The sequence below is a fragment of the Lentzea sp. NBRC 105346 genome (assembly GCF_030269605.1).
Classification (GTDB): domain Bacteria; phylum Actinomycetota; class Actinomycetes; order Mycobacteriales; family Pseudonocardiaceae; genus Lentzea.
The window spans coordinates 1-879 of sequence record NZ_BSTQ01000044.1 but is presented as its reverse complement, the minus strand read 5'-3'; the positions used below and the strand labels follow the sequence as shown (position 1 = coordinate 879).

Below are 879 nucleotides of genomic sequence, written 5' to 3'. Positions count from 1 at the left end.
GTGCGGTTGCGGGCGTGGCTGGGATGAGGTGGCTGGAGTTCCGTAGTTTTATTTTTCACTCGATAGTGGTCTCCATTGCAAGGTTGGCCGTTTAATTGTGATCTTGCGGTAGATTTGTGTTATGGACCGAGCGGCGGCTATCGACAATATGCTGTTCATACAGAAGCAAGTTGATTATTGGCAGGCTCAGCTATTGCGTCAGCTTGCCGACTTTGCCATCGGTACCGCCGACGACGAGTTCGCGGCGGCGGAGATCGTCGCGTTGATGAAGTGGACCTCGAAGTGGGCCGAGGATCAGTTGCTGGTGGCGCGGGAGACCGTGACCAAGCTGCCCCGCACGGTCGACGCCCTGCAGGCCGGGGAGATCGACTCCTACAAGGCGAAGATCCTGTTCAACTACACCCACCGGCTCACCGCCGACCAGGCCGCGGAGGTCGAGGAACGGGCGCTGGTCAAGGCACCGGGACAGACCAGCACGCAGCTGCGGCGGTCGTTGCAGCGGATAGTGATGGCGGTGGATCCCGAGGGGTGCGCCGAGCGGCGTGAGGCGCGCAAGGCCGAGCGGATCGCCGGGATCGAGGAGCGGGTCGACGACATGGTGAAACTCTTCGCCTGGCTGCCCGCCGACCGGGGTATTGCGGCTGCGCATCGGGTCGACAAGTTGGCGCGGGCGGCGAAGTTCCCCGGTGACACGCGGACGTTGAGCCAGCGCCGGGCGGACGTGGTGGCGGACATGCTCCTCGCGACGCCAGACCAGACGTCGAGCGTGAAGGTCAACCTCAACGTCACCGTCTCCTCGACGACTCTGATGGGCCTGGATGATCACCCCGGCGAACTGCAGGGCTACGGCCCGATCAGCGCCGAACTCGCCCGCGAGCT

At 63.8% G+C, this 879-nt stretch carries 1 protein-coding gene; it reads left to right on the top strand.

What is annotated here, in order from left to right; translation table 11 throughout:
- Positions 1-193: 193 nt before the first annotated feature.
- A partial coding sequence (locus QSK35_RS42520) for a DUF222 domain-containing protein (RefSeq protein ID WP_285754133.1) occupies positions 194-879 on the top strand: 686 nt, incomplete at its 3' end.